The organism is Kitasatospora sp. NPDC053057, from assembly GCF_044546945.1.
Taxonomy (GTDB): Bacteria; Actinomycetota; Actinomycetes; order Streptomycetales; family Streptomycetaceae; genus Kitasatospora.
The window spans coordinates 1-24,687 of record NZ_JBITZP010000049.1; the positions used below are offsets into that span (position 1 = coordinate 1).

26 protein-coding genes are annotated in these 24,687 nt (G+C 71.3%); 10 read left to right on the plus strand and 16 right to left on the minus strand.

The window, feature by feature from the left end; all coding sequences use genetic code 11:
* Window positions 1–1,518 precede the first annotated feature (1,518 nt).
* Window positions 1,519–1,917 (minus strand): hypothetical protein, encoded by a 399-nt coding sequence (locus ACIG5E_RS33540; protein WP_396539995.1) that lies wholly within the window; start codon window positions 1,915–1,917, stop codon window positions 1,519–1,521.
* A gap of 460 nt (window positions 1,918–2,377) precedes the next feature.
* Between ACIG5E_RS33540 and ACIG5E_RS33545 the strand changes: the two genes are divergently transcribed.
* Window positions 2,378–2,782 (plus strand): hypothetical protein, encoded by a 405-nt coding sequence (locus ACIG5E_RS33545; protein WP_396539997.1) that lies wholly within the window; start codon window positions 2,378–2,380, stop codon window positions 2,780–2,782.
* Between the two features lie 108 nt (window positions 2,783–2,890).
* Here the strand turns inward: ACIG5E_RS33545 and ACIG5E_RS33550 are convergent, their stop codons facing one another.
* The 3 genes from ACIG5E_RS33550 to ACIG5E_RS33560 all read right to left on the minus strand — a co-directional run bounded on the left by ACIG5E_RS33550 (window position 2,891) and on the right by ACIG5E_RS33560 (window position 4,453).
* The gene (locus ACIG5E_RS33550) at window positions 2,891–3,052 is read right to left on the minus strand and encodes a hypothetical protein (protein ID WP_396539999.1); all 162 of its coding nucleotides are present in this window, start codon (window positions 3,050–3,052) and stop codon (window positions 2,891–2,893) included.
* Between the two features lie 65 nt (window positions 3,053–3,117).
* Window positions 3,118–3,846: a hypothetical protein gene (locus ACIG5E_RS33555; protein WP_396540001.1), complete on the minus strand. Its 729-nt coding sequence runs from the start codon at window positions 3,844–3,846 to the stop codon at window positions 3,118–3,120.
* 4 nt (window positions 3,847–3,850) lie between these two features.
* Window positions 3,851–4,453, minus strand: a complete 603-nt coding sequence (locus tag ACIG5E_RS33560) for an RNA polymerase sigma factor (RefSeq protein WP_396540003.1) — start codon at window positions 4,451–4,453, stop codon at window positions 3,851–3,853.
* A 534-nt stretch (window positions 4,454–4,987) separates the two neighbouring features.
* Here ACIG5E_RS33560 and ACIG5E_RS33565 point away from each other — a divergent pair.
* Window positions 4,988–5,302, plus strand: coding sequence for a hypothetical protein (locus ACIG5E_RS33565; protein ID WP_396540005.1), 315 nt, complete (start codon window positions 4,988–4,990; stop codon window positions 5,300–5,302).
* 111 nt (window positions 5,303–5,413) lie between these two features.
* Here the strand turns inward: ACIG5E_RS33565 and ACIG5E_RS33570 are convergent, their stop codons facing one another.
* From ACIG5E_RS33570 to ACIG5E_RS33600, 7 genes are all read right to left on the minus strand, one after another.
* Window positions 5,414–6,592: a hypothetical protein gene (locus ACIG5E_RS33570; RefSeq protein ID WP_396540007.1), complete on the minus strand. Its 1,179-nt coding sequence runs from the start codon at window positions 6,590–6,592 to the stop codon at window positions 5,414–5,416.
* 207 nt (window positions 6,593–6,799) lie between these two features.
* The gene (locus ACIG5E_RS33575) at window positions 6,800–7,216 is read right to left on the minus strand and encodes a hypothetical protein (protein ID WP_396540009.1); all 417 of its coding nucleotides are present in this window, start codon (window positions 7,214–7,216) and stop codon (window positions 6,800–6,802) included.
* Window positions 7,217–7,327: 111 nt separating this feature from the next.
* Window positions 7,328–8,317: a hypothetical protein gene (locus ACIG5E_RS33580; protein ID WP_396540011.1), complete on the minus strand. Its 990-nt coding sequence runs from the start codon at window positions 8,315–8,317 to the stop codon at window positions 7,328–7,330.
* An 85-nt stretch (window positions 8,318–8,402) separates the two neighbouring features.
* On the minus strand, window positions 8,403–10,757 hold the full coding sequence (locus ACIG5E_RS33585) for a Helicase associated domain protein (RefSeq protein ID WP_396540013.1): 2,355 nt from the start codon (window positions 10,755–10,757) through the stop codon (window positions 8,403–8,405).
* Window positions 10,758–11,062: 305 nt separating this feature from the next.
* Window positions 11,063–11,770 carry a helix-turn-helix domain containing protein gene (locus tag ACIG5E_RS33590; protein WP_396540015.1) on the minus strand — a complete coding sequence of 236 codons (708 nt, stop codon included), beginning with the start codon at window positions 11,768–11,770 and terminating at the stop codon, window positions 11,063–11,065.
* Complete coding sequence (locus ACIG5E_RS33595; RefSeq protein ID WP_396540017.1) at window positions 11,767–13,992, minus strand: hypothetical protein; 2,226 nt, start codon at window positions 13,990–13,992, stop codon at window positions 11,767–11,769. Before ACIG5E_RS33595 ends, ACIG5E_RS33590 begins: the two co-directional genes overlap by 4 nt.
* 5 nt (window positions 13,993–13,997) lie before the next feature.
* Complete coding sequence (locus ACIG5E_RS33600; RefSeq protein WP_396540019.1) at window positions 13,998–14,609, minus strand: DNA-binding protein; 612 nt, start codon at window positions 14,607–14,609, stop codon at window positions 13,998–14,000.
* A gap of 190 nt (window positions 14,610–14,799) precedes the next feature.
* Here ACIG5E_RS33600 and ACIG5E_RS33605 point away from each other — a divergent pair, with 190 nt between their 5' ends.
* The gene (locus ACIG5E_RS33605; protein WP_396540021.1) at window positions 14,800–14,964 is read left to right on the plus strand and encodes a hypothetical protein; all 165 of its coding nucleotides are present in this window, start codon (window positions 14,800–14,802) and stop codon (window positions 14,962–14,964) included.
* A 64-nt stretch (window positions 14,965–15,028) separates the two neighbouring features.
* On the opposite strand, the gene ACIG5E_RS33610 is transcribed toward ACIG5E_RS33605, so the two are convergent.
* The 4 genes from ACIG5E_RS33610 to ACIG5E_RS33625 all read right to left on the minus strand — a co-directional run bounded on the left by ACIG5E_RS33610 (window position 15,029) and on the right by ACIG5E_RS33625 (window position 16,993).
* Complete coding sequence (locus tag ACIG5E_RS33610; RefSeq protein WP_396540023.1) at window positions 15,029–15,274, minus strand: hypothetical protein; 246 nt, start codon at window positions 15,272–15,274, stop codon at window positions 15,029–15,031.
* Window positions 15,275–15,549: 275 nt separating this feature from the next.
* Complete coding sequence (locus ACIG5E_RS33615; protein WP_396540025.1) at window positions 15,550–16,278, minus strand: hypothetical protein; 729 nt, start codon at window positions 16,276–16,278, stop codon at window positions 15,550–15,552.
* Window positions 16,279–16,400: 122 nt separating this feature from the next.
* Window positions 16,401–16,673, minus strand: coding sequence for a hypothetical protein (locus ACIG5E_RS33620; protein WP_396540027.1), 273 nt, complete (start codon window positions 16,671–16,673; stop codon window positions 16,401–16,403).
* Complete coding sequence (locus ACIG5E_RS33625; protein WP_396540029.1) at window positions 16,670–16,993, minus strand: hypothetical protein; 324 nt, start codon at window positions 16,991–16,993, stop codon at window positions 16,670–16,672. The genes ACIG5E_RS33620 and ACIG5E_RS33625 overlap by 4 nt, the downstream gene beginning before the upstream one ends.
* 117 nt (window positions 16,994–17,110) lie before the next feature.
* Here ACIG5E_RS33625 and ACIG5E_RS33630 point away from each other — a divergent pair, with 117 nt between their 5' ends.
* The 4 genes from ACIG5E_RS33630 to ACIG5E_RS33645 all read left to right on the plus strand — a co-directional run bounded on the left by ACIG5E_RS33630 (window position 17,111) and on the right by ACIG5E_RS33645 (window position 21,674).
* Window positions 17,111–17,509: a Ku protein gene (locus ACIG5E_RS33630; RefSeq protein WP_396540031.1), complete on the plus strand. Its 399-nt coding sequence runs from the start codon at window positions 17,111–17,113 to the stop codon at window positions 17,507–17,509.
* A 196-nt stretch (window positions 17,510–17,705) separates the two neighbouring features.
* Window positions 17,706–18,782, plus strand: a complete 1,077-nt coding sequence (locus tag ACIG5E_RS33635) for a tyrosine-type recombinase/integrase (RefSeq protein ID WP_396540033.1) — start codon at window positions 17,706–17,708, stop codon at window positions 18,780–18,782.
* A complete protein-coding gene (locus ACIG5E_RS33640; RefSeq protein WP_396540035.1) occupies window positions 18,779–19,114 on the plus strand; it encodes a helix-turn-helix domain-containing protein in 336 nt (111 codons plus the stop codon). The genes ACIG5E_RS33635 and ACIG5E_RS33640 overlap by 4 nt, the downstream gene beginning before the upstream one ends.
* Window positions 19,115–20,510: 1,396 nt before the next feature.
* On the plus strand, window positions 20,511–21,674 hold the full coding sequence (locus ACIG5E_RS33645) for a hypothetical protein (protein ID WP_396540037.1): 1,164 nt from the start codon (window positions 20,511–20,513) through the stop codon (window positions 21,672–21,674).
* On the opposite strand, the gene ACIG5E_RS33650 is transcribed toward ACIG5E_RS33645, so the two are convergent.
* The gene (locus ACIG5E_RS33650; RefSeq protein WP_396540039.1) at window positions 21,671–22,222 is read right to left on the minus strand and encodes a helix-turn-helix domain-containing protein; all 552 of its coding nucleotides are present in this window, start codon (window positions 22,220–22,222) and stop codon (window positions 21,671–21,673) included. The two genes, ACIG5E_RS33645 and ACIG5E_RS33650, sit on opposite strands and share 4 nt — an antisense overlap.
* Before the next feature lie 62 nt (window positions 22,223–22,284).
* Here ACIG5E_RS33650 and ACIG5E_RS33655 point away from each other — a divergent pair, with 62 nt between their 5' ends.
* The 3 genes from ACIG5E_RS33655 (at window position 22,285) to ACIG5E_RS33665 (ending at window position 24,658) form a co-directional block, all read left to right on the plus strand.
* Complete coding sequence (locus ACIG5E_RS33655) at window positions 22,285–23,151, plus strand: alpha/beta fold hydrolase (RefSeq protein WP_396540041.1); 867 nt, start codon at window positions 22,285–22,287, stop codon at window positions 23,149–23,151.
* Window positions 23,152–23,266: 115 nt separating this feature from the next.
* Window positions 23,267–23,917, plus strand: a complete 651-nt coding sequence (locus tag ACIG5E_RS33660) for a DUF1707 domain-containing protein (RefSeq protein WP_396540043.1) — start codon at window positions 23,267–23,269, stop codon at window positions 23,915–23,917.
* 189 nt (window positions 23,918–24,106) lie between these two features.
* Window positions 24,107–24,658, plus strand: a complete 552-nt coding sequence (locus ACIG5E_RS33665) for a Ku protein (RefSeq protein ID WP_396540133.1) — start codon at window positions 24,107–24,109, stop codon at window positions 24,656–24,658.
* The last annotated feature ends 29 nt before the right edge of the window (window positions 24,659–24,687 follow it).

The following is a 24,687-nucleotide window of genomic DNA, read 5'->3' on the forward strand; positions in this document are numbered from 1 at the left end:
GGGGCGGAAGGCCCTAAGGGGCCTTACCCCCGGCCTGACGGCCGGGGCGCCGCTGACGCGGCGTCAGCCGGGGGTGCCGCCTACGGCGTCACCGTGCGTGGTGTGGCCTCGGCTGCGCCTCGGCGGGCGGTGGGTGGTTGGGGGAATTCGCCGGTGGCGAATTCGTGGGGCGCGGCACGCGCCGTTGGGGCGGGCGTCGGCGTCGCTGCGCTCCGCCATTCTCGGGGCGTTGTGCCGGGCCTACGGCCCGTCAATCGGTCGACTTTCCCGTCTTGTTGGGCCGGTGTTTTCACGGCCCTACGGGCCGGTTTGCTGGCAGGGTTTCCCGGGCTGCGCCCGGGGGTTCGCGTTGACGATGTGACGCGGAATTCAGGTAGCGGCCCCTTGCCCCGTTCGGGCGGGGGGCCGGCCCCGGGCCTGCGGCCCTGGCGTTGACGATGTGTCGCGGACTTCTGGTAGTAGCCACAACCCCACCCTCGGGGCCCTTCCCCGGTCCCGGCCGGTGGCCGGTCCCGCCTTGCGGTTGCTGGGCTGTCGGCCCATCCGCCGCCCTCGGAGCGGGGCCTGCGGCCCTCGGGAGTAGCCTGCGGGCCGCCGGGCGGGGCTCGGGCCTCCACCGCCTCGTGGCGGGCCCTCACGAGCGGCCCGGACGGCGGCCCCTGACGGGCCCTCAACCGAGAATCCCGGCCGGGCATCCGAAGCCTTTCCGGCGGTGCTTTCCCGGAGCGTCGTACGGCTCTATCCTACCGGTCCGCGACGGGCGCGGGACGCAAACACACAACCTCGCAGCAACCATCCGTCCCGGCCCTATCCGGTGACACTCCAAGCCGGAATGCGAATTCCCTTCCACTGTCCTTTCACACCGCAATCCGAAAGCCCCGAGCGGCGCAGCGAGCAGAAATCCCATTCAGGCACGCCGGAAAGGGGCCTACGGCCCTCCAGTCCGACACCATGACCGCCGTTCAAAGCCGCCCAGAAAATCCCGACCAGCGTCAACCGAGCAATTCCCGGAGCAGCGACACCGAACCGAACAACGGACCAGGACGGCGGCCAGGACGGCGGCCAGGGCGCAGCAGCGGCGCGCGGCGCCGGGCGGCGTGGACGGGCAGCGGGAACCCGCCGAGGCCGGCGGACCGGGGCAGCCGCTGCAACACGGACTGCAACACGCCCGCCCGCCCCCGCTCCCGGCCACATAACGCCTGGTCAGACCCGCAACACGGCCCCGTGTTGCACCCCCGTGTTGCACCGCGTTGCACCCCCGCGTTGCACCCCGCACCCACCACCCGGCCACCAGCCACCGGCCGCCGAGCACCACCACCAGGACCAGGCCGCCGGGAAGGCCGGCCTTCCCGGCGGCCACCGCCGAGCAGCAGCCGCGGCCCCGCCCCGGCACCCTGTCGCACCCACCTGTCGCGCCCAGACCACACACAGGGGAACAGGGGCATCCGCCCACGTCACACCACACGACACCACCCCAACGCGACAAGCAACGCGACAGCACGCGCGACAGGCCACCGACTACTCCCGAGCCGCCCGGCGAAGGGCGTCCCAGACCGCTTCCTTGGCTCGCCGCGCCTCCTGCTCAGCCAGCTCGACCGCACAGAACTCCTGCCGCAGCCGGTACGCCACTGCGCGGCGCAGCCGGATGCCGGCAGGCCAGTGGGTGCCGCGGGCGTGCCGCCACGTGCCGGGCCTGACCTCGAGCCAGAAGGCCAGCCGCCGCACCGCCCGGGCGGTCGCCTCGTCCCGCCGAGGCCGGCGGTCCAAGCAGAGCAGCTGACCATCGATGTGCCGGCCGAGAAGGGCCAGGAGCTGGGCCTGAACGGTGGTGTAGGCGTCGATCGGGCAGCAGCCCGGACGGCGGGCGGTCAGAGCAGCGTGGTCCCGGCACACCGCCGGGCAGGTCCTGGTCGTCATGGCCCGCACCCTCCGACCAGCGACCTGTGGACAACGGAACAATCCACCGGAACCGAACACCCGCCCCCTCCATCACCCCTGGCCCGCAAATCCAACCCGAATTCACACCACCACCCGGCAACCAACCCGCCAAAACAGCCCAACGAAATTACCGGCGAAATTCAGCGCCGAATGCAGGCCCACAACACGCCACCCGCCCTCCGAACAGCCCCACCCCACCCCCGACCCCACCCCGCCACCACACACAGTCACCACACCCCGGACCACACCCACCCCGACCCACACCCCCAACAGGCACAACCAAAGGTCCAGACAACCCCGCCACCGAGGCCAAAACACGCCCACCACAACCAACAGGTCACACCCTGCGGTCGTGGCGGATCTTCTCATTCGGGCCCGGTGTCACTGGATCGGCACGTAGCGTGGCTGGGTATTGCTGCTGGCAGATCGGAGATCACACGTGTTCGACCAGGCCACCGAACTTCCGCTCCACGTCGTCACCGGGGTGCTGCTCGACGCCGCGCTCCTGTCGCTGACCAGCCCTAGTACCACCGCGTTCCGCAAGAAGTGGGCTGAGGGAGAGGCCACTTACGAGAGCGCGCAGTACGCCGGTCTGCCCGACCCAACGCCGCAGACGGCGCAGGCGCTACGGTGGTTGCTGAACGATGAGCGGCCCGCCACCCGTACCTACGGTCTGATCGCCCACCAGGCCCGTCACCGGTACGACATCCCGGTCCCCTTCACCGCCGGCTGGTTGATCTCCGCCATCAAGTGGGGCGGCAGGGCGGACTCCTTCCCCGTCGAGGCCGACGTCGAGGCCTTCGTCCTGGCCGCCACCACCGAGGCTGCTCTCAAACAGCTCTGACCCAGCACACGGCATGCCGAAGGCGCCGACCACTTGGTGGTGGTCGGCGCCTTCGGTGACCGGATTCAGCGGTGTCGTTCGGGTTCCGTGCGGGGTTGAGTAGGCAGGTCAGAGCCTGCGGTTGAGCAGCAGGGCCAGGATGGTACGGGCTTCGCGTCGGCGGGCCGTCGTGGGGGCGGCGATCGCGGTGAGCGCGAGGACGGTCACGGTGGCCACGTAGCCGGCGGCCGAGGTGGCCAGGGCGAGGGTCGCGGGGTCGTGATTGAGCACAGGGAGTCTCCTGGGGTCGGTGCGGGGCCCGGGCCCGCGCGGTCGGTGCGCGCAGGCCCGACGGGTCAGTGGGCGGCTAGTTCTTGGAGCTGGTGGGCGATGTCGCCGGTGGGCAGGCTGAACGGCCCGCACATCTCGTTGTTGGCTCCGGGCAGTCCGTCGATGGCCTCGCGCAGTGCGTGGTCCGGGCTCGGCAGGCAGGCGGGATCGGGCAGCGGCGGGGCCATGAGCGCCGCCAGGTGCGGGTAGCCGGGTACGTCCGGCAGGGCGGGCGGCAGAGGCGCCGGGGCGTCTTCGTCCATGCGGGCGGCCTGGTGGAACCAGTGCTCCGCGTCACGCAGTTCACCCATGCGGATGTGGTGCAGGTAGAGGCAGTAGGCGGCAGTGAGGTTCCCTGCGCCGGCGGCGAATTGCCACCACCACTGGGCGTCGTAGGGCTGGCCCGTGAGATCGAGCAGGCAGCCGAAGACCAGGCCACCACGCGGCTCCCACCTCGTCACGAGGCCGTCCAGCCAGCTGTAGGCGTCCGGGCCGTTGATCACGAGCTTGGCCAGAGCCGTCAGGTCCCGGTCGGCGTCGTCGAGCTGGGACTCCTTCGCGGTTCCCGCCCCGGCCGGTGCGGCGGGCCGGGGCACGCACACGTCGGACGGCGTGGCCACGGCGGGAACCGCGGCTGCTCGACGAGCGGCCTGCCGGTCGGCGATGTACCGGCGGCCGGCGTCGAAGTCGTACCGGGGGCGGGCATCGGGAGCGGGGGCGGCGGCCTCCAGCAGGCGGTCGATGTTGTGGGTCACCGAATCACTCCTGGTCGTGCTTGGCGGGGCCGGGGCGCAGCAGGCGGCGCGGCGCGAGACGGGCTTCGATCTTGGCCTTGGCCTGCGAGGTGAGCGAGCGGACGGTGGTCTCGTCGACGCCCATCGCCCGGGCCGTGCGCGCGACGCTGTACCTGTTGAGGTAGCGCAGGATGATGACGTCGAACTTGGCTCCCGACAGTTCCAGGACCGCGGCCGCCACCGAGACGCCCACCTCCAGGTCCGTGACGTCGGCGTCGATGCCGGCGATCAGCGGCTCCGCCTCGCGGTGCACCACGATGGAGAACACGACCCGCTCGACCAGCAGGCGGTGCTCCTCGTCCCGGACCCGCTGCGCCTCGACGGTGTGGCGCAGCGCGGCCCAGGCGTAGGCGTGGGGGTTGGGTTGGGTGAGCACGCGGTCCCAGCGGTCGACGAGGGCGAGGAAGACGTCGTCGACGACGCGTTGTGCGAGGGCCGGGTCGTCGAGGACGGTGAGGGCGTAGTCGAAGTAGGGCTGGGCGTGGAGTTCCTGGAAGCCCTGGAAGGCTATGGGCAGGTCGATGCGCGGGGCGGTTCCGGCGGCGTCGGTGAAGGACGGCTCGCTCATCACGCCTCCCGGGCCGGGTGCGGGACGCTGGCGTGCGGCCGCAGGGAGCCGTCGGTCCCCAGGGTGGGGCTGGAGGGAGGGCGGCCGGAGGGTCGGGCGGGGGCGGGGATAGGGGTGTGCATGGGTGTAGGGGTTTCCTCACTGAGGGCGCAGGAAGGGTGTTGGCGTGACGCTCCGTCGGTGATCGGTGGCCGGAGCGTTGCGACAGGCAGCATCATGTCGCTCGAACACCCGGATCGTTCACGGCTCGAAGGTAAAGAGTTGCGGAGCGTCACATTCCAAGGTTTGGGAACCGGTTCCATGTAAAAGCGGACCGATCGGGTCGAAGCCTGACGGTGGCGCGGCCGGGCGACCCCCACGAAGGCTTCAAGTCGTGACGGCGTGCCCAAGCCGGTTTCGAACGGTCCGGAGACCGAGGCTGGGCGATTTCGCGGTCGATGAGGCGGCGCAGGCCGGCCCCCTCGAGCGGCTGGTGGAGCGGGCTTGCGGCGAGGCGCCGCCGAGCAGCGGTTAGGTCACCCGTACGATTACGCGGTGGGAAAGCAGAAGACCTTCGAGTATCCCGACGACTTGATCGAGGCGCAGCAGGCGCTGGTGGCTGTGCAGGCCGAGCGTCGCGCCCACCTGGCAGCGCTGCCTTCCTGGAGCGGCGATCTGGAAGCCGCCCGGCAGGGCCTGAGCGAGGAACAGCTGGCCGAGTCCGCTCGGCTGGAGGAGGCCGAGCGGCAGGCCTCCCATCTCGTGTGGGCCGACGACTACTGGGCGAAGCTGTCGGGTGAGGATCGTGTCGCCGCCCGCTCCCAGCTCAAGCACATCGACGGTCCGGTGTCGTCGGACGAGGTGGCGTAGTCGGCGGATCCTGCGGCTTCGAACATCTGCGCGCCGAGCCCTGAGCCGGGGCCGGCTGAGTACGCGTCCCACGCTGTCTCGGATGTGCCGTGGCAGCGTGGGACGCGGGGATCACGCGGCGATCGCCAGGTCCGGCTGTCGGCCGGGAAGCCATCCCCGCTGTCGCAGCCCCGGGGCCCGGCGACCACACCAGTTGGTGCAGTAGCGGCGGGCCCGGCCGGTGAAGGCCGGCGGCATCGCCTGGGCGCAGACCGGGCAGTGGCCCGCCGGAACGGGGGTGGCCAGGCGTTCCAGCAGGCGCTGGACTCGGTACTGCTCGTCGAGTTCGAAGGGTTCCTGGTCGGCGGTGCAGTTGATGAGGAGCTCAGCGAAGGTGGCCCGCAGTTGGGTGAGGTCGCGGCAGCGGGCGCCGAGGAGGGCGAGGTAGTCCTCGACGGGCCAGGTAGCCAGGGTGGCGGTGCGGGTGAGGTAGAGGCCGACGGTGTCGATGCGGTGGTGGTCGGGGGTGTCGAGGAGGAGGTAGCCGAGGATCTGCCAGGCGGTGGCCTTCTCGAAGCGGTGGGGGTGGCGGGTGCTCTTGATCTCGATCAGTGTGCCGTCGGCCAGGAGATCGGCGTCGGCGGTGATGTCGATACCGGCGAACATCACGCCGCCCTTGCAGTCGGCGGGGTCGGTGGTGGCGCGCAGCGCCTGGAGGGGGCCGGTGGCCGCGTGGTCGAGCTGGGCGGTGACGTCGTCGACCAGGTCGCGGTGGGGCAGGTCCAGGAGGCGTTCCAGGGTTAAGTCCTTGGGGGCTTCGACAGCGGCCAGGAACAGCGGTGTGTAGGTGAAGCCGAAGGGGTTGCGGGCGGCGACCTGGTACCAGGCCGCGGCGAGTAGGAGCCGTGCGAGGTCTTGTTCCTCTTCCCAGGAGCGGTCCATCGGCAGGTCCCGGTTGTCCGGGTCCAGGGCGTGGACGGTCTCGGCCAGGCGCTGGAGGAGCTGTTCGCCGACGACGCCCATGCGCTCGCCGGCCTGGCGGCCGCCCATGCCCCGGCTGATGTCGATGCCCAGGTGGGTGGCCAGGTCGACGGGTTCGGCGGCGGTGAGGGCCAGGCGCAGGCGCTGGTCGATCGCGGTCCCGACCGTCCCGGCCTCGGTGCCTACTCCTTCGGGCGGCATCAGGACGGGCTCGGTGGCGTACCGGGTGCGGAAGTTCTCCCGCAGCGGCTTGGGGCCCGCCGACATCTCCCGGTCCAGGAAACGGCGCAGCGGTGTCCGGGGGCAGCTGAGGCCGGAGGTCAGGCTCATACCGTCCACCGCCCCTCGGTGGCTCTGCTGCGGGCCTGGCCGGCGGGGAGCAGCGGAGAAATGGGTGTGGTCGGCGTGGTGGTGCGCAGGTGGTTCGTCATACCGGGGACGGTAGGGACGTCCTCTGACAGGTTGTAGGACGAACGGAGCAGGCGTGTCGCCCGGCCGGGGACGTCTTCACCCGGCCAGGCGAACCGGTCTTGCGCGTCAGGCCGGGTCCTTCGGCGGGAAGCGCCGCTGAAGGATCTCGGTCCACATGGGCAGGCTGACAAAGCGGTCGGTGTCGTCGGCCTGGGCCTGGACGAGTTCCAGCAGGGCCGCGATGAACGGCGCTGCGGCGTTGTCAGCCGGGACAGCGGCTGCGGCGTCTTGGAGTCGCTGGTGGGCGGCGGGAAAGGCTTTCTTGGCCTGCGCCTCTTGTTCCTTGACCTTCGCGGCGCTGGCCTCCATCAGGATCCGCTCGACCGTGTAGGTGGGGCACTGGTCGGTGTGCCAGATCTCCGTGGCGGCTCCGTCTCGTCCGATCGAGATGGTGCGGATGTCGCCGTTGTCCGGCCCGGCGTGGCAGTCCTCGCAGGCGATATGGCGGTGGGTGTTCGGCTGCTCGGCGTGGGGGTCGGTCACAGGGCACCGGTTCCTTCCTGCGCGGCGGGCCGGTTGTGGGGACCGGCCCGGGAGCGCCATCCAACGCCCGCCGAACAGCAAGGTCAACACCTTTCACCAGGGCACGCCCTGTCAGAACCGGTTGCGCCGTACGACGGGCCGGGCGGGCGGGGCCTGCTCGGTGCCGCGCAGTGCGAGGGCCGCGGTGCGGGTGCGCTCCAGCCAGCTCATGACTTGGCGCAGCGTGGCGGGGTCGAGGGTGCGGGTGAGGTCGCGGACGGCCTGGTGGTCGGCGTCGGTCAGGTTGTAGAGGCCGGCGCGGTCGAGTGCGGTGTAGAGGGGCTGGGCTGCGGTGCCGGCGAGGGAGCGGTGGGCGGCGTCGGTGGTCTGGCGGGCGCGGAGGGCGGCCTCGCGAGCGCAGGCGGCGACGTCCTGCCGGTGATGCTCGAGGCGCAGCGCGTGCTGGAGTGCGGTGTCGTGGTCGGGGTCGTAGCGCTCGGCGCGGGTGGCGGCGGTGTGGTCGTGGATGCGCTGCCACTCGGCGAGGGTGTCGGCTGCGGTGGCGTAGGCCCTCTCGTGGCCGGCGTCGGTGTGCCGGTCGGCGCAGCGTTCCTCGAACTGGGCTTGTTCCAGGGCCTGCTGGATGTTCTCCAGGGTCATCCCGGCCGCCCGGCGGCGGACCCGGCTGGGGAGGTCGCCGAGCAGACCGTGCTCCTGACCGTCGGGCTCGTCCTCGTCGTGGGTGTGGTCGGGGCGGGCGGGGTGCTGGGCGAGGGCGGCGTGCAGCGTCGCGCCGGCCTCCCACGACTCGGCGTGCACGACCGGCTCCGGCGGGCCGTCCGGGCAGGCACTGTGGACGATCCGGCCCTCGACCAGGGCCACCCAGCCGTCCAGGCCGTCGACGTCCTTCTCCACCCAGCCGCGGGCCAGGTCCGCGCCGTGGTGAAGGGTGCGGATGCCGTCATGCCGGGTCCAGCGCAGCCACATCGCGCCGCGCACCGGCGGGGAGTCGAGGATCGGTCGGCCCAGGTCCCGGTCGGCGGGCGCGGGCCGGCTGCTGTACAGGGCCAGCTCCAGCCGTTCGGGTGCGGTGGCGGGGTCGGGGCGGGTGGTGTTGGTCATCGCGCGGTGCCTCCGGAAGTCGGGAACGAGGTGCGACGACCGTCCCGGCCTGGTGGGCCGGGACGGCGGGGTCTTGCGGGGCGGGTCAGCCGGTGACGGTCTCGGCGTGCCGGGTGAGCGCGTCCAGGAGCGCGGCCTGGTGGTCGGTCAGCTTGCCCTCGATGCGGGCCTTGTCCTGCTTGCGCAGCCACGTGCCGGGGCGGAAGGTCGGGTCGTCGCCGAGGCCGGTGCGGTTGGCGGGACCGTCGAGGGTTCCGCCGGCGGCGAGGTAGGCAAGCAGGCGGCGGTAGGAGCGGTTCCAGTCCGGCTCCAGGCGCCACAGCTCGTCCAGCGCGTCGAGCTTGGCCACCTGGTCCTTGGTGAGGCCCGCGGCCTTGCGCTGGCGGCGCATCCACGCGCCGACCGCGTAGTCGTCGAGCTTCGCGGTCGCCGGGATCGCCAGGTGACCGTGCTGGTGGTGGAACGCGGCGGCGTAGGCGTAGCCGCGTTCCCAGGCGTTGGCGTTCTTCGACCAGATCATCCCGAGGGCGTCCAGCTCCGAGACGCGTGCCGGGTCGAGCAGGCCCTGGCCGTTGAGGTGGCGCTGGCGGGTGAGCCACGAGATCAGCTCGGCGTGCTTCGCCCTGTCGGTGGGGTCGAGGTGGCCGTGCCGGAGATGGAAGACCGCCGCGACGGCGTGCATCCGCTGCCACTCGACCGCGCGCGGATTGAACGCCCGGAGCTTGACGGTCTGGAGGATCTTCGCGGCGTGCTGCCGGGCGTTGATCCGCAGCCACTCGATCGGCGACTCGACCGGGGCCGGCTGCTGCTCGCTCTCCCCGGCCTCCGCGGCCTCGCCCTCGGCCGGCTTGGCCGCGGTGGTGTGCGCGGTGCCCTGCGAGCGGCTGGCGCGCAGCTCGGTGATCCGGCCGACCACCCGGGCGTCGTGCGCGGCCAGGGCGCGCAGGACCCGCCAGATGGTGCGGAACGAGCTGGCCTCGATCTCGGCGTCGGCCTCCGCCTTCACGGCCTCCCCGGCGTCGTGGACCTCGGACGGGTGCGCAGCGGCGGTGTCGTCGCCGACCTCCGGCGTCGGCAGGTAGACCGGGATGATGACCCAGGACACCTTGCCCTGCCGGTAGGACTGGCGCAGCGCTCGCCCGACCGCCTGGACGATGTCGATGACGCTCGACTTCGGGTCCGCGAAGCAGATGGCGTCCACGGCGGCGACGTCGATGCCCTCCGTCAGGAGCCGACTGTTGCAGAGGATGCCGCACTCCTCGCCGTCTTCGCCGGTGTGGGCCTTGAAGTCGGCGAACGCGGCCCGGCGGTCCTTGAGCCGGTCGGTGCCGGCCACCGCCCTCGCCCAGATCCGCTCCGGCCGCTCCGCGTCGGGCAGCAGCTCCGAGGCCTCCAGCAGGGTGCTCGCGAACTCCCGCGCCCCAGCCACCCGCGAGTGGAACGTGATCACGCGGCGCAGGCTGAGGTCGGCGACCGCGCGCAGCACCGCGACCTGGAGGGCCAGGCGCAGCAGTTCCTCGTTGCTGCGCTGGGAGCGCAGGTCGGCGACGGCGGGGAGGTTGAGCAGCTCGCGCAGGTCCTCGTCGGTGACCACCGGCACGAGCACCCGGTAGTCGGCGAGGTAGCCGTGCTCGATCCCCTGTCCGAGCGTCCAGGTGAAGCAGACCTTGCCGTAGATCTCCTCCGAGTCCATGGAGCAGAGCACGGGCAGCTTCTCGGCGCCGTCGGCGTCGGCGAGGTCGGCCAGGCCGTCCTTCGCCCGCCGGTCGTCCGCGATCCTGGGCGTGGCGGTGAAGTACAGCCGGCGCTTCGCCGGGACCTGGGCGTCGTCGTGGATCGCGGCCCACGCCTTGCCCTCCGAACCGGCCGTGCGGTGGGCCTCGTCGATGACCACCAGGTCCCAGGCGGGGAGGCCGAAGTCGCGGTGGGCCTGGACGATCCGCTCCAGGCTCGCGTAGGTGGCGTACACGGTGACCGGCTCGCCGGGCTTCTCCTTGGCGAGCAGGTCGGCGATGCGCGGGGCCTGTGTGGTCACCTGGGCGTGGACGCGGCCGCCGGCCTCGGCGCTCTCCAGCGCCTCCTCCCGCGAGCACGCCGCGACGGCCAGGCCCCGGCGACCGCCCCGCAGCGACCACGCTTCGGCGGTCTGCTCCAGCAGCTCGATCGTCGGCACCAGGACCAGCATCCGGCCGCGCGCGGCGAGGCGGCGGGCGCAGCCGGCGGCGATCAGCGTCTTGCCGGAGCCGGTCGCCGCGACAACCGTCGCGCGGCCGCCGTCCTTCACCTCGCGCACCGCGGCCGTGACGGCGTCCTTCTGGAACCAGTGCAGAGGCAGCGGGTTCACCGCGGCCGTGCCGGACGGCTGCGCCGGGACCGGCTGAGCGGCTGCGGCGCAGAACGCGGCCGGCACGTCGGCCTCGGTGGCGGTGGTGGTCTCCACGGCGGTGCTTCTCCTTCGGATGCTGAGACGGCGGGGCCGGTGCGGGCGGTGCTGTGGGAGGGTCGGGGCGGGCGGCCTCTCCCCGGGGCCAGGTCATGGATGGGGAGAGGCCGACCTGTGACTGAGCGCTTCACTTGGCCAGTTGAGCAAATCCGCTGACCAGCGGCGATGCCTCAAGGCCATCCCTCCGTGGAACGGGCCTTGGGGCTTCGCAACCCGCTGACCAGGAACATCGTCGGGCGCTCAACTGGCCAACTCGGCCGCTAACTGGCCAAGTGAAGCGCTCAGTCACACGACCGGACTCTCTACTGCTGCTGGGGCGGCACCCAGCCGCGGACTTCCAGGTAGGCAATGTCGGCGTCCTCGACCGCGCGGCCGGTCTCCACCAGCCAGGCCCGCATCGCCTCGGTGACGTCGCCGTGGTGGTCGGCGACCCGCTGGGACCACTCGGCGGCGTCGAACCCGCCGGTGGACGCGGAGCCGTAGGTGCGCTCCTCGGTGCCGTCCGCGCGGGGGATGAAGCCGCGGCGCAGGCCCGGGGAGTCCTCGGTTGAGCCGGCCGACATCGTGTACTGGTTGGCCTTCATCCGGACGGTGAAGGCCAGGCGGCCGCCGGCCTGGCCGGTCTCGTGCACCACGGGCGCGAGGTGGGAGGCGCCGGACTTGATGGCCTGCTTGCCCGCGCGGCCGGCCATCGACTCGCCGGGCTTGCCGACGACGTCCTTGCCGCGCACCCGGGCCTTCTGTCCCGTCTTGGTGGTGCGGCGCTTGGTGTTCGCCTCGGCGATCCCGGACAGCGCCTCGGTGTCGCGCTCGCCGCCGCGCACCGCGCGGACGACCTGGCGCAGCGCGCCGACGAACGCCTTGCCCTTGCCCTTGGTGAAGAACTGGCTGACCAGGCTCGCGTCGCGGCCGAGCATCTTGGCGACCTGGCGCTTGGTGTAGCCCTGATCGATCAGCTCCTGGGTCAGCCTCGCGGCCTCGTTCGGGTTGTTCGGGTCGGCCGGGCTCACTGGTCAGCTCCCATCTGCGCGAGTTCGGCGCGGCCCAAGCCGCGCAGCTTGAGGTACTGCTCCTGAGAGGTCGGGTGCTCCACCGGACCGGTCAGGTGGCCCTTGAGGAGGTAGTCGCCGGGCTCGCCCCGGTACGGCCACGGCTGGCGCTCGGTCAGCGCGATGCCGTCCGTGCCGAAGTACACGACCGTGCCGGGCTTCGCGTGGAGAGCCCCGGCGTAGCCGATGACCTCCTTGCCCTGGCGGTACTTCATGTCCAGCAGCGCCGCGCGGGCCCCCGACCACACGTAGGCCGCCCACTCGGGGTGTGCGTACGGGTCGCGGGAGAACCCGGCCTGCCGCTGCCACGTCACCACCTCGCCGTCCTGGCCCAGGATCTCCACCCCGGCCGGCAGCGCCTCGCCGAGCGGGGTGGTGCCGGAGACCAGGCGCGGGCGCTGCGCGAAGCCGCCGAGACCGAACAGCAGCACCGACCTGACCGCACGAGAGGCGAGGTAGGCCGCCTGCCGCTGCCGCTCGTCGCCGTGCAGCTTCGACAGGTTGGTCAAGTCCGCCCAGGCGGCCTTGAGGCGCTTGCCCCACTCGTCGAGCGGCTTGCCGTCCTCGAAGAGCAGGCCGCCGAGGACCTCGATCCGCCACGGCGCGATGTGGTTCGACAGGGCGAGGTGGACCTCCGCACCGCCCGCCCAGGTGGTGAAGGTTGCGCCGGGCTCGCAGGGGTAGATCCAGGCACGGTCACCGGTGACGGGGGCCGGCAGCAGGCCGACGTGGTTCCAGCCGGCCGGGACGGTCACCCGCACATTCCAGTGCGAGCACGACATCAGCACCTTCGTCTGCTCGGCCTCCGTCATCGCGGCGAACGCGCTGGCGGTGATCCGGCGCGGGGTACCGACCGGGGACTTCCACAAGTGCTTGGCGTAGGCGAAGGTGCGGTCGTACTCGACCAACGCCGGGAGCTGCTCCGGCACCCGCGGGGGCAGGATCAGCTCGGTGCGGCCCTGGCCGCCGGTGGCATGCAGCAGGCCGCGCAGTTCCTCGGACAGCACCGGGTAGCCCCCGGCCCACTTGCCGGTCGTCGGGATGGTGCGCGACCACAGGTCCCGGCCGGTCTGGCTCGGGGAGCCCATCAGGACCGCGTCGTCCCAGTGGCGGCGCAGCGCCTGCCACAGCAGCGTGAACGCGTGACGGCAGGTCACGACGTCCGCGCCATCCGGGTCGAACCACTCCCCCATGCTCCGGATCTCGGTGGTGCCCCCGTCGGGCGCGCTCACGGGGGCATAGCGGCCGACCGGCTGGCGCTGGTGAACGAAGTGCCCGGCCAGCTTGTCCCGGCCCGAACCCACCGCGGTCGTCCACCGCTCCGACGGCGTGTTCAGCCAAGCCGCGACCGCGTCCTTGAGCGTGGAGTAGCGCTCGGCTCCGTCGTGCCACGGGGCGCCGGCGGTGATGTAGATCCGCTCGGTGCCGGGCGCGGCGTGCAGCACGGCGTCCAGGATCTCGCCCGGGGTGCGGGCGCCGAGGTCGACTCGGACGACCTGGTCGCGGACCGCGAGCATCCCGGCCGCCGCGTCCAGGAACACCGTGGAGCGGGCCTGTTGCGTGAAGTTGGGGCGCTTGGAGACCAGGCCCGTGGTGACGGCCTCGAACCGGGCACCGGCCGGGCCCTCCGGAAGGGTGGGCAGCTCACGCGGACCGGCCTCGACCACCGAGCGCGGCGCGGCAGCGACCGGAGCGACCGAGGCGGCCGGGACGACCGGCGCAGCGGCGGGGGCGGGCTGCTCGGCGACGGCCTGGTCCTCGACCTCGGTCGGCGCCTTGGTCACCGGGGCGGCCGGAGCCGGCTGCTCGATGACGGGGGCCGGGCAGGTCAGCGCCGGGGCGACCGCGACGGCGGGCTCGGCGACCGGCGCGGCATTCGCCGCCTCGACGGGCGCAGCGGCGGCGGCCTGGTCGTCGGCCTTGGGGGCACGCACGGCGGCCGGGGTCGGGTCCAGCAGCGGCGCGATCCGCACGACGTCGCCCACCGACAGCCCGGAGGCCTTCGCGATGGCCGGCGCCTGGGCGCCCTCGTACCCCGCCAGCCCGGCAACCCGGCGCGCACGCTGGGCGGTGAGCTTGTCCAGCTCCTTCTGCGCGGCCGCGACCGCCTTCTCGGCGGCCGTGATCTCGGTACGCAGCTCGCGCAGACCGGCGAGCTCGGCGGTGTACGACTTCCGGTCCATCAGGCTTACTCCCCCTCGTCGGTGGTCGGGTTGGTGGTGACGTAGGCGATCGGGCCGCCCGACACCGACGGCAGGCGGGTGCCAAGCAGCAGGCCCGCCAGGCGGACGTCCTCGGGGTCGGCCGGGTCGGCGGCGTTGGCGGGGGCGGTGAGGTCGGTCAGGTAGCCGGCCATCCGCGCCTTCGGGAATCGGAATCGAGCCGCGGTGCCGACCGTGCCGTCCGACTCCCACTCGGTCAGGCCGGTCAGCACCGCGACGACGAACCCGGCCACCGTCACCGGCAGCACTCCGCCGCCCGCGACCCGGGCCGGGTCGCACCGCCACCAGCCGGACAGCGCGGCCAGCAGCTGCGCCTCGTTCAGCGCGGTGCCGAAGCCGATCCAGTCGCGGTCCGGCTCGTCCACCTTCGCGGGGGCATCCGAGCGCAGCACCGCCACCTCCGGGGTGCCGAGCACGGTCAGGTCGGCGGCGGGCCGGGCCTGCAACTGCTGGAGAGCGGCCAGCGGGAACACCTGCCGACCTTGCTCGCGCACGCCGGGGACCACGCCGGTGGCCATCAGCTTCTTCACCGTCGGGATCGAGCACCCCAGTGCCGTCCCGGCTTGACCGGTCGTCACGAACACACCCACAACCTCCACGCCTATTCATCTAACTTGAAACGCTAGGGCGACTCTACGCCTCCCCTCCGACACTGTCCACGCCTTTTTAGTAAGTCGTACAAGCATGTCCGGTGAGGCGGTCCGCCCCGGTTTGTCAGTGCCTGGTGGGACCGTGGTCGGTTACCAACCCCGGAAGGAGCTGAAGAAGATGACTCCTCGCCAGCAGAAGGCCGTGGTGATCCTCGGCGCGGCCCTGGTCGGCACCTACGTGCTCGGCAACGTCGCCAAGGGCCAGGCCCGCGTGCTCGGCCTCAACGCGGCCCAGCTCGCCGCGCTGAGCGCGGGCGTCGCGTTCGCCCTGCGCAACGCCTAAGCACGGCCCGTACGGTCCGGCCCGGTCACCATCACGGTGGCCGGGCCGGACCGCTTCCCCGGGCCTACTCGGCGTCGGCCTCCGGGCGGGGCGCCGGGCACGCGCCGCAGCAGCCCGGGGCGGGGAGGCCGGCCGGGGCCTCGGGGGTGCGCAGCTTGCGGACGGCGGCCACGGCGTTCACGGCGGCCGGGACGGTGGAGAGGACGGAGCTGAGGTTGCGGACGGCGTGGGCGAGCTGGTCGGCCTGCGGGCCGGCCGGGTCGGCGACGGCCTCGGCGAGGAACTGCAGAGCGGACTGAACGGTCGTCATGACGCCCCCCTTCGAGAGAGGTGTGTTCCTTCACCCCTTCGAGGCGCTCAGAGTCCACCACCAGACAGGACCCGCGCGCAGAAACGTCTATGGCCTGGGGCGCAGCACCACGATCCGGCAAGAGATTTCGGGATGGGTAATGGCACGGATACGCCCCCGCCCCGGCACCGTTGGGGTGCTGGGGCGGGGCCGTGGCGCGGTGGTGTCGTCAGGGGCGGCCGCGTCCCGGGCGGAGTCGGCGCTGTGGTGGTGTCCGCGTCCATGGCGGGGGTTGGCTACGGGACGTCGTTGGCCGGTCCGGCTTCCGGCTCGGACCGAAGGGCGGCCGGGTCCATCGCGGCGACCGCGCGGGCCAAGTTCATAACGGAGCCCAGGACGTTCTGCGCCTCTGCGTTCGTCTCGACGCCAGGGTCTCGCAGCATGCCGATCGCGCGGCCGAGTGCCTCGGAGAACCGCTGGCTCCGCAGTGGCCAGTCCGGCAGGGTGGCCGCCATGCAGCGGGCGATCGCGTCGGGGCCGGGGTCGCCCTGGTCGCCGAGCAGGAGATCGTTGGCCAGCTGCTGGTCGGCTCGGCTGGGGGTCCACAGGTCGGCCTGGAGTTCGTCGCGGATGTCGCCGACCGTGTCGCCGACGGCGGTCCCGGGAGTGAATCCGGACTCGACGATGATCTGCTTCAACAGCGCGCGGCTCTCTTCCGCGGTGGCGCCGCGGTCGGCCCATCGGGGTTTCCAGTCCGTGCCGCACCGGGTGCAGATCAGGGTGAGCTCGTCGTCCCAGCGTCCCTGTGCGATGTGGCCCATCGTCAACGAGCACCGGTCACAGGCCAGCGGGAGGAGGACCTCCGAGACGAAGTAGTCCCCGCTCAGGGTCGAGTAGTCGGCGACCAGGCCCTCCGGCAGCGGGGCCACCCAGTCCACCGTCCGCACCCTGATCTCGCCGGCGATTCTGAGCTGCCACAGATGTCCGGTGGTAGCGCCTGGAGGAAGTGCGTATTCGATCGCCATGCGGGGCCTTCCCCTGCTCGATTCCGATGGCTCTGGGATACCACGGCCGTCGCCCTCCCCGGGACGGGAACGGCACATCCCGCCTACCCCACCGCCGGCCGGTCCGCAGGTGTGGTCAGTTCCTACCAAGCGTCAACACCGTCGAACCCGACCGGCCCGCTGTCCGCCTCCCGCCCTGCCCAGCCCTGCTCCAGCGCCTCAGACTCACCGCGCAGCAGGTCGCCGATCCAGTCGGCGACGCCAGCCGACAGCACGACGGTGCGCTGCTGGATGCCGTGTGGGGTTCCGATCGTGACCCAGATCTCCTGAGGATCACCGGGGGCTGCGGCCAGGTCGGCGAAGGACTCCAGGACATCGGCGAGATCGTCGGCCGCGCCCGCGCTGTCGGCACTCACCAGCCCGCCGGACCGGTGCCGGGGGATGGCTCCGGAACCTGCCGGACGGTCGCCGGGCTGAACAGGTACCAGGCCCAGTCGTCCGGGTCGGCGCCCCAGCGCACCAGCGCGACCCAGCGGGTCGATCCCTGGTGGAGGCGCCACAGCTCGACCCGGCCGGGCCTCCACCGGCCGCCGATTCGAATCTCCACCCAGCGCCAGCGTGGCTCCACCGTCCAGCAGCGGCCGGGACCAGACATCAGCTCGCGCGGGGCGCGCTCCGCGTCCCCGGGCTGGTACTCCGGGTGGCGGGGGCGGGAGAAGGGAACGGCGGCGGTCACATCCCCACCTTATCGCTCATATGTTCGATTCACTATTCGAAGGACGCTCCCGCCCAGGTCAGAGCCTGTCGGCCGACGCGAGAGCGCGGGCGCAGCATGGAGGAGAGGAGGCATGCGATGCCGAACGCGATCGCCAAGATGACCGTCAGTTTCTCGCTCGTGTCGATCCCAGTGACCCTCTTCGCGGCGACCGGCCGGCACACGGTGCCGCTGCACCAGGTCCACGCCGCCGACGGCGGCCGGATCAGGCAGAAGCGTGTATGCGAGCTGGACGGCGCGGAGGTGCCGTACGAGGACGTAGCCCGTGGCTACGAGGCCCCGGACGGGCGCACCGTCGTACTGACCCACGACGACCTCGCCGACCTCCCGCTCGCGACCACCCGGGAGATCAAGGTCCTGGGCTTCCTGGAGGCCGCCCGGGCGGATCCGGTCGCCTACGACAAGGCCTACTACCTGGGACCGTCCAGCCCGGCAGCTGCCCGCCCGTACGCACTGAACCCCGGGGAATTGCACTGAATGCAAGCTGGTCTCCCGGTGAAGGCCGAGCACCTGGGACTCTTCGGCGCGCGTATGTTAACGCGGAACCACCCTCCCGAGCAGCCACGTTGCCACTGGCCGTGCATGTGATGCATGATTCGCGCGGTAAGTGAACGGCGCGGCTGGCGGGGAGGGGCCGGTGACGGACACGGGAGCCCGGGACGGACGTGCTCGCATGGTCCTGCTCGACGGCGTCGCCTTGCTGCACCCGGAAGACGCCGTGTTCGAGGCCATGCTGGAAGGCTGGGCACGGCAGCAGCGCGGCGGACGCCGCTTGAAGAAAGACACGATCGAGCGGCGGCAGCGGATCGTGCGCCGGTTCATGGAAGCCGTCAACGAGTACCCATGGACGTGGACCGCTGGACACGTTGACGAGTGGATGACCTATCTCGTCGCTGAGAAGGACCGGTCGAAGGCGACCGTCCGTGGCTACCAGGAAGCGCTGCGGTTGTTCTGCGACTACATAACCTCGCCGTACTACGCGTGGCCCGAGGAGTGCCAAACCCGTTTCGGCACCTACCCAGTGCAGGTGTGTCACGAGTGGAACACCGCTGCCCATCTGTCCGACTATGAAGGGCGCCCCGAGCGGCGCCCGATGACCCGCGAAGAGATCCAGTGCTTCCTCGATCACGCTGACGAACAGGTCGACCGAGCGGTGCGGCTACGCCGCAAAGGCGCGCTCGCCGCGTACCGGGACGCGACGGTGTTCAAGGTCATCTACGGGTGGGGGCTGCGCTGCAACGAGGCGTCGCAGCTCGATACGTGCGACTTCTACCGCAGTCCGAAGGCACCCGAGCTGGGCCGGTTCGGCAAGCTCCAGGTCCGCTACGGCAAAGCGAGCAAGGGCTCCCCTCCACGCCGTCGGATGGTGCTCAGCGTCATGCCCTGGGCGGTGGAAGCGGTCGAGGACTACGTCGTCAACATCCGCCCGCGGTACCAGGCCAGCGACAAGCCGACGCTGTGGCTGACCGAACGGGGAGGCCGACTCAAGCCACGGGAGATCGAAGACCGCTTCGCGCAGTACCGCGACGAGCTCGGGCTGGACAAGGATCTGACCCCGCACTGCCTGCGACATTCCCACGTGACGCACCAGATCGAAGACGGTGCGGATCCGAAATTTGTGCAGGAGCAGGTCGGCCACCGGTTCGCGTCAACCACGGCCATCTACACCGGAGTCAGCGGAGACTTCATGGACACCATGATGCGTAAGGCCCTTGACCACGCGTACGCCGCAGACCAGGAGATGCGATGACCGCCAAGCTCGACTACCAGTGGCACCTGCGCACCATCATGGCGAACCGGGGCATGTTCTCTACGACCGACTTGCGGCCGTTGCTTGCCGAGCGGGGCATCGACCTGTCGCCGAGCCAGGTCTACCGATTGGTGGTCGAGAAACCGGAGCGGCTCAGCTTGAAGACTCTGGTGGCGCTCATGGACATTCTCGGCTGCCGGATGGAGGAGCTCGTCGAACCGGTGGCTGCCGCTTCCCGGGGACGCCGGCGTGCCGCGAGCGGCGGCGGGGAGGCAGGGATCGGCTCGTTCAGGCCCACGCCGGCCCGCATCGTCCGGGAGACCGACGGGTGACCACCACCGAGGAACTGCCAGGGTATGCCGCGGACCCGGACGGCGTGATCAGCCAGGCGGTCCTGCGCGCCGAGCCAGGGCTGAGCGCGGACATCGTGGCGCAGGTCGTTTCGCAGGTGGCACCCGACCGCGTGCGTCGCCGCCGTCTGGCCAAGAGTCTCCAGGAAGATCCCGACCTGCTGATCTCCGGCCGGCCAGTAGGCCCGCGCATCGTCGGAGACCTGATCGACGCACTACGGCGGGCTGGGGCGGCCCGCGTCGTGCCTCCCAGTTGCGGACACTGCGGTCGGCAGAGGCGTCTGACCTACGTCGAGGGGACAGTACGCGTCTGCGGAACGTGTGGACACCGGCGGTTCGCACGCCCGGAGGCGTGCAGCGTCTGCGGCATGGCCCGCGCGGTGGCCCGCAGGGACCGGAACGGGCTCAGCCAGTGCGGCCAGTGCGCTCGGCGCGACGACCCGGACCAGTACGCGGCCGTGGTGCACGGTCACCTGGTCGGGCTGGCGACGGGCTTGGACGAGGAGACGTTGGCGGAGGTCATACGACAAGCAGCCCCCAAGCCGTTCGCCATTCGCAAGCTCGCCTACGAGCTGGAGGCGCGCCCCTCCCTCCTCACCGGTGACGGCGCCCACGGGTCGGGTCGACTCATCACACTCCTCGAACTCCTCACCGCGCGTAAGGCCCGGAACGTCGTACTGCCGCCGTGTCCCTGGTGCGGACGCCTCGTGAAGCTGACGACGACCCACGGCGGTCTGCGCTGCTGTTCCTGGTGCCCCAAGCGTCTGCGGGTTGTGCCGTGCTCCGAATGCGGGGAAGTCCGGCGCTCGTACGGCCTCAGCCACGACGGGCGGCGTTTGTGCCGGTCGTGCCGCGACCGCGACCAGGCCAACCACGAGCAGTGCCTTCGATGCGGTCGCACAGGCGAGGTGCGCCAGACAGGTGACCTGGCAGGCGTGTGCTTCGCGTGTGCTTCGCGTGTGCACGGGCCCCCGTCGCGGTCTGCTCCATCTGCAGGCAGACCACCCAATGCCACCGCGCGAACACCGAATCGCCCCGGTGCCCGGCGTGCTCCAAAAAGCCTGAAGAATGCAGCAGCTGCGGCAAGCTGCGGCCCGTCACGACCCGTACCGACGCCGGCGCTCCGCTATGCCGCTCCTGCCACGTCATCGTCAAGAACTGCGACCGATGCGGGCGCCAGACACGCGTCACCACACGTCGCACCAGCGGCGCAACCCTGTGCTACTCCTGCTACCTCAAGGACCCGGACCGCCTTCAGCCATGCGCCGGATGCGGCACCATCGCGATCCCCTACCGCCACGGCCTGTGCAAAGTCTGCGCCGCACCCGCCCGCCTGCGCGAACTCCTCGGCGACGACCGAGGCGTGGTAGCCCCCGCCATGGAACCCCTCTTCCGCGCCCTGGCCGCTGGCGAGCCATCTTCGGTGCTGGCGTGGCTGCAGCAGCCTGAGCGGGCCGCGCTGCTGAGCCAGATCCGCGACACCGGCTCCCCTGTCACCCACGAGCTGCTCGACCAGCTCACCCGTGTCGGCAGCACGCGCCTGCTGCGCATAATCCTCATCGCCACCAGCGTGCTACCCGCGCGCGACGAACAGCTCGCCGCGCTCGAACGCTGGGTCCCGCAGTTCCTCCTGAACGTCCCCAATGCCCCGGAACGCCAGCTCCTGCACACCTTCGCCAACTGGCACTATCTGCGCCGTCTGCGCCGCAGGCACAACTCGAACCGGCCACTGTCACCCCACACCGCAGCCAGCATCCGAGGCTGCCTCACCCAGTCCGCGCAGTTCCTCCAGTGGCTGCGGCAGCGCGGCACCTCACTCACCACGTGTGGGCAGCACGACATCGACAGCTGGCTCTCGGAGGGCACCGTGATGCGGTTCAAGGCCCGCGGCTTCGTGCTGTGGGCCGCCGCCCGCAGCCACATCCCCTGCCCGGTCACCTTCCCACCGATGCCCAGCGACAGGCCGAACAGGACGCTGCCCGACGACGCCGACCGGTGGCGCCTGGTCCACCGCTTCCTGCACGACGCCTCCATCGACACCGTGGACCGCGTCGCCGGCCTCCTCGTCCTCCTCTACGGCCAGCCCCTCACCAAAATCACCAGCCTCACCACCGACCACGTTCTCACCACCGACCACGTTCTCACCACCGACAAGGGCGTCCGGCTCGCCCTTGGCCCCCATCCCGTCCCCGTCCCTCCACCGCTGGACAAACTCCTGCTCACCCTCACCGAAGAACGCGACGGTGCCCGCGCGCTCGGCCGGAACACCGACCACCCCTGGCTCCTGTCCGGCACGCTCCCCGGCCGCCCGCGAAGCGCCCGTCAGCTCCGCGCACGCCTCGCCGCCTACGGCCTCCCCTCCCGTCGCGGACGCAACAGCGCCCTGCTGGACCTCGCCGCTCAGATGCCTCCCGCCGTCCTCAGCGACGTCCTCGGCGTCGCCATCAGAACCGCCACCGACTGGGCCACGGCCGCTGGCGGCACCCGCGCGCAGTACGCCGCCGAGCTCAGCCTCCGCTCAGAGGCGAAGCCGCTTCTTTAGCTGGGCGTCTCGTCGGAGAACGTCGGACCGACGGGGAAGCGGATGGGACTGAGCAGGTAGGGTGTCCGGCCCGGGGCTGGCTCGTTGGCCAGCCAGGGGCCCAGCACCGTGAGCAACTGGTGGGTCATCTGGGCGAGTTCGTCCGGGCTGAGCCAGAGCGTGCCCTGGCGGTAGGAGACCGCGTCCGCGACCGGGTCGGCGCCGTCGCGGTCGAGGTAGGCGTTGAACTCTGCAATCAGCACAGCCATGGCGGCGGCAAAGCCGCGGCGGTGATCGTCCGGCGACATCGCGGCGGCCGCGTCGGCGTCGACGACGGGGCGGTCCTGGCGCAGCCGGTAGTGCCGCTCGACGGCGCCGCGCACCCGTTGCTCGTCGGCCACCTCCAGGAAGCCCGCCTCTGCCAGCAGGGCGACGTGCCGGTACATGGTCACCTTCGGGACCTCGGGCATGCGCTCGCACAGCTGGGAAGTGGTCAGCACCCGGCCGCCGGAAAGCGCGTGCACCACGCGCAGACGCACCGGGTGGAGAAGCACTTCGGTGGTGTCCATGACTCTACTATTTCATAATCGATACTATTATCGAAGCTGGAAACGTATCCGCGGAGGGGAACATGCGTCAGGCATCGGGGCGGGCAGTGCAGGTGAACGGTCGGTCCGTCTACGTGGAGGAGTCCGGCAACGGACCGGACTGGGTGCTCTTCGAAGCAGGCCAGGGCCTGGGGCGCACCTGCTGGGACGCAGTGCTGCCGCTGCTGGCGGATCGGGCGCACCTGGTGGCCTACGACCGCGCCGGCTTCGGCCGCAGTGGCCGGACGGCGGTACAACTGGGCATCGACGACATGGCCGCGGACCTGGTCGCCATGGCTGCGGCAGTTGTCGCCGGCCGGTTCGTGCTGGTTGCCCACAGCATGGGAGGGCTGGTCGCGCGCCGCGCCGTGGAGAGTCTGGGGCCGCGGCTGCAAGGGCTGTTGCTGCTCGATCCGACACCGGAGAGCGCGCCGGTCTACGACACGTTCGACCAGACCGCCAGGAAGGTCGACCGCGCAATGGGCGTAACGCAGGCGCTCGTCCGCTCCCGCCCGCTGGCCCGCATGGTCAGCGGAAACATCGGCCGCGTCTTCCCGGCGGACACCTACGCGACCATGCTCGCCGAGGACTTCGTCCCGGCCGGTATCGCGCAGACGAGGAAGGAGTTCAAAGCCGTCGCCGCGGCCATCCCCCGGTTCCGCGCCGAACCGCCCGGCCTCCCGACGTGCCCGACGCTCCTGCTCTCAGCATCCCGCCCCGTCAAGGGCCGGGAACGGCAACACGCCGTCATCACCGAGCACCAGCGGCGTTGGGTCGAGACGCTGCCGGACGGGCGGTTCGAGAAGGTCGACTCGGCTCACTTCATCCAGGCCGAGCAGCCGGGGATCGTCGCGGACAGAATCACAAGCCTCCTCGACCGACCCAGCCGGACCGGCGCCCGGTCGTCCTGACGACACCCAGGCGCCCACACAGAGCGCCAGGCGGCGCCTCCGAGCCAGCCAGCCCAACCGCCGCTCGTCCGTAACCCCGTTCCATTGCACAGATACAGCGAGGTGAACTCGAACTATGGACGCTTCACAGCCCACTGAGGCTACGCCCGGTGACCCCGACGCGCACACAGGCACTCCCACCGACTCAGCACTGCGCGCATCCGATGCCGACCGCGAGCGGGCCGCAGACGTACTGCAAGCCGCCACAGCCGACGGCCGAGTCTCCACCGGCGAGCTGGAAGAGCGTCTGGAACTGGTCTACAGCGCCAAGTCCAAGGACGAACTGACCTCCATCGTCATGGACCTGCAGCCAGTCCCCTGGTCGAGCGGCGCACCGACCTCGACCAAAGCCGTCGGCGTCCTCAGCAATTTCGTCCGCAAGGGACGCTGGCTGGTGGGAGACAGTCATCGCAGCACCGCGGTCATCAGCTGCGGGGTGATCGATCTCCGTGAGGCCCAGTTCACCGGCCCGGAAACGACGATTCACGTCAACGCATGGCTCGGCACCGTCTACGTCGTCGTCCCCGAAGACGTCGAGGTGCGTGTCGAGGGCACCGGCATCCTGGGCGGGTTCACGCAGGACCGCGAAAGCGCCAACTACTCGGCAGCCCACCGGATGAACATCACCGGCATCGCCGCCTGCGGCAACGTCCATGTCGTCCACCAGCTCCCCCCAGCCAAGGAACGCCGGCTCCAAAAGCGCGAGCAGAGAAGCATCGAAAGCTAGCGGTCCGCAAGTAGATCAAGATCTTCCCGCCCCGGGCGGTCCGAGCCGAGGACCCGTGACGGCGTCAGGCACTGTGACAGGGATGACGGCGACAACGGGCGGTTCGCTCGCAGGACGACCGGCTACTCCACACCCGCCCGCTCCCCGGAGGACATATTCCGCAGCTTCGAATACCCGGGTTCACCAGTACTGCGCCAGGCCATGCTGGAGGCCGGCCAAGTCGCCGTCGCCCGCGTGGCGATCCGCACCCGCGAGTGCCTGGCCGTCCTACGGGTGCGCGAAAACGTCCTCGTGCTCCAGACCTTGCTCTGGCCGGACGAGATCCGCTCCGCCGCCGACATCGCCCCCGAGACCGTCCAGCTGCGCCCCACGGAGGTCCAGCTCGCCCGGACCTTGATGGACGCCATCACCGAGGACTTCCAGCTCGAGACCGAGCACGACGAGTACGCCCACGCCCTGGAGCAAGTCGTCGAAGCCCGCCTCGCCGGGATCGAACCCCCACACGCCCCCGAGTCGCGAGTCCTGCCGCCCGGCGGAACCGTCCTGGACCTCATGGCCGTCCTGGAGCGCGCCCTCGCCGACGCCAAGGAGCGGCACCCGAAGACCAGCGATGCCGTAAAGAGCACCAGCACCACCAAGCAAGCCGGCAAGAAGACCGCAGCCCGCAAGAGCACCAGCAAGGCCCTGCCGCCGAAGGCCGGCGGGGTTGCACGAGGTAAGGGGCCGACCGGGCGCGCATGAGGCCCGGCCGCCGCCCGGCCGTCTTTGCT

What these genes read in the sequence shown, in the direction of transcription:
- ACIG5E_RS33650 (WP_396540039.1), bottom strand. Translation starts at nt 22,222, where the DNA reads ATGGACACCACCGAAGTGCTTCTCCACCCGGTGCGTCTGCGCGTGGTG.
- ACIG5E_RS33645 (WP_396540037.1), top strand. Translation starts at nt 20,511, where the DNA reads ATGGAACCCCTCTTCCGCGCCCTGGCCGCTGGCGAGCCATCTTCGGTG.
- ACIG5E_RS33560 (WP_396540003.1), bottom strand. Translation starts at nt 4,453, where the DNA reads ATGAGCGAGCCGTCCTTCACCGACGCCGCCGGAACCGCCCCGCGCATC.
- ACIG5E_RS33640 (WP_396540035.1), top strand. Translation starts at nt 18,779, where the DNA reads ATGACCGCCAAGCTCGACTACCAGTGGCACCTGCGCACCATCATGGCG.
- ACIG5E_RS33630 (WP_396540031.1), top strand. Translation starts at nt 17,111, where the DNA reads ATGCCGAACGCGATCGCCAAGATGACCGTCAGTTTCTCGCTCGTGTCG.
- ACIG5E_RS33605 (WP_396540021.1), top strand. Translation starts at nt 14,800, where the DNA reads ATGACTCCTCGCCAGCAGAAGGCCGTGGTGATCCTCGGCGCGGCCCTG.
- ACIG5E_RS33610 (WP_396540023.1), bottom strand. Translation starts at nt 15,274, where the DNA reads ATGACGACCGTTCAGTCCGCTCTGCAGTTCCTCGCCGAGGCCGTCGCC.
- ACIG5E_RS33595 (WP_396540017.1), bottom strand. Translation starts at nt 13,992, where the DNA reads ATGGACCGGAAGTCGTACACCGCCGAGCTCGCCGGTCTGCGCGAGCTG.
- ACIG5E_RS33580 (WP_396540011.1), bottom strand. Translation starts at nt 8,317, where the DNA reads ATGACCAACACCACCCGCCCCGACCCCGCCACCGCACCCGAACGGCTG.
- ACIG5E_RS33660 (WP_396540043.1), top strand. Translation starts at nt 23,267, where the DNA reads ATGGACGCTTCACAGCCCACTGAGGCTACGCCCGGTGACCCCGACGCG.
- ACIG5E_RS33570 (WP_396540007.1), bottom strand. Translation starts at nt 6,592, where the DNA reads ATGAGCCTGACCTCCGGCCTCAGCTGCCCCCGGACACCGCTGCGCCGT.
- ACIG5E_RS33655 (WP_396540041.1), top strand. Translation starts at nt 22,285, where the DNA reads ATGCGTCAGGCATCGGGGCGGGCAGTGCAGGTGAACGGTCGGTCCGTC.
- ACIG5E_RS33540 (WP_396539995.1), bottom strand. Translation starts at nt 1,917, where the DNA reads ATGACGACCAGGACCTGCCCGGCGGTGTGCCGGGACCACGCTGCTCTG.
- ACIG5E_RS33615 (WP_396540025.1), bottom strand. Translation starts at nt 16,278, where the DNA reads ATGGCGATCGAATACGCACTTCCTCCAGGCGCTACCACCGGACATCTG.
- ACIG5E_RS33635 (WP_396540033.1), top strand. Translation starts at nt 17,706, where the DNA reads ATGGTCCTGCTCGACGGCGTCGCCTTGCTGCACCCGGAAGACGCCGTG.